The sequence below is a fragment of the Thiohalophilus sp. genome (assembly GCF_031581315.1).
Taxonomy (GTDB): domain Bacteria; phylum Pseudomonadota; class Gammaproteobacteria; order UBA6429; family Thiohalophilaceae; genus Thiohalophilus.
Genome location: NZ_JAVLAZ010000017.1, coordinates 13,891 through 15,236 on the forward strand (window position 1 = coordinate 13,891; position 1,346 = coordinate 15,236).

The 1,346-nt window shown below is 60.7% G+C and carries 3 protein-coding genes; 1 reads left to right on the top strand and 2 read right to left on the bottom strand.

Annotated features, from left to right (window positions below):
- On the bottom strand, positions 1-191 hold a 191-nt coding region (locus RI563_RS03900), incomplete at its 3' end, for a thiamine phosphate synthase (protein WP_310693038.1).
- Entirely contained in the window at positions 191-991 is an 801-nt protein-coding gene (locus RI563_RS03905; RefSeq protein WP_310693039.1) for a hydroxymethylpyrimidine/phosphomethylpyrimidine kinase, read from the bottom strand. The genes RI563_RS03900 and RI563_RS03905, both read right to left, overlap by 1 nt.
- 131 nt (positions 992-1,122) lie before the next feature.
- Between RI563_RS03905 and RI563_RS03910 the strand changes: the two genes are divergently transcribed.
- The gene (locus RI563_RS03910) at positions 1,123-1,293 is read left to right on the top strand and encodes a rubredoxin (protein ID WP_310693040.1); all 171 of its coding nucleotides are present in this window, start codon (positions 1,123-1,125) and stop codon (positions 1,291-1,293) included.
- Positions 1,294-1,346 lie beyond the last annotated feature (53 nt).

Here is a 1,346-nt window from a genome sequence, read left to right on the forward strand (position 1 = left end):
CCCTGTTCATGGCACAGATGGGCCAGTCGGGCCGCTTCGTCATGACGGCGTTGTGTCTCCCCGGATTTGTCGCGGTACTGCACGATCCTGACCCCGCCGGCCAGGGCGGCCTGCACGGCCTCGAACAGCGACTCGCCCGTGAGCCGGCCGTCGGTGACAGCATACAGCCCTTGCAGACGGGTATCCCGCATTATTCGTCGTCGCCCCGGGCCCAGAACAATCGGTTGGGGACGTGCTGGCCCATGCCGGGGCGAAAGCCCTGTTGCAGAGCGTGCCAGGTGAACTCCTGGGCCTCGTGTATCGCCGCGAAGGGGTCCAGTCCCTGGGCGAGCAGCCCGGCGATGCCCGAGGCGAGGGTGCAGCCCGAGCCGTGATAGGAATGGGGCAGGCGATCCCAGCTGAAGGTTTCCAGCTGGCGATGATTGGCATACAACATGTTGTCGATATGCGGGCCCGGTTCGTGGCCGCCGGTGATGAGTACGTATTCGGGGCCCATATCCAGTAATTCCTGGCCGCAGGCGGCCAGGCTGTCCGCTTCGGGGGCGAGGCGCCGGGCTTCCTCGCTGTTGGGGGTCAAAACCGTGGTTTGCGGCATCAGCAGGGTTTTCATGGCGTTGATAATGGGATCGTCAGCCAGCTCCCCGCCACCGCCGGCGGCCAGCACGGGGTCCAGTACCAGTGGGATATCCGGGTAGTCCGCCAGGATCGAATGGATTGCCTCGATGACCTCGACGCTGCCGAGCATGCCCAGCTTGAACGCGGCGACGGGCATATCTTCGAGCACCCCACGCGCCTGCTCGATCAGCAGCATGGGGTCTACCGCCTCAAACCGGCGGGCCGACCGGGTATCCTGCACGGTCAGTGCCGTAATGATTGGCGCGGCATGGCCACCCATGCTGGCGAGGGTCTCGATATCGGCCTGGACACCGGCACCACCGGTGGGATCCAGCCCGGAGAAGCACATCACCACGGGGATCGGAGACTCGGACATAATAACAACCTGAGTAAAAATGACTGTAATCCAACGACATGGAGTCTAGCACGGACAATTCAACCGATTCCTATTGGCCGGCTAAAATGCGATAATACCCGATTCAAACAGTCAACGATGTAGTGGTTATCATGGAATACAGGCAATACATGTGTGTCGTTTGCGGCTTTATCTACGATGAAGAGCAGGGCCTGCCCGAAGAAGGTATCGCCCCCGGGACCCGCTGGGAAGACATCCCCGAAGACTGGCAGTGCCCCGAATGCGGTGTGGGCAAGGAAGACTTCGAAATGATCGAAATCTAGTATTTACTGCTTACTCAATTTTCCAATGCAGGTTATTTAACGCGGAGTTCGCG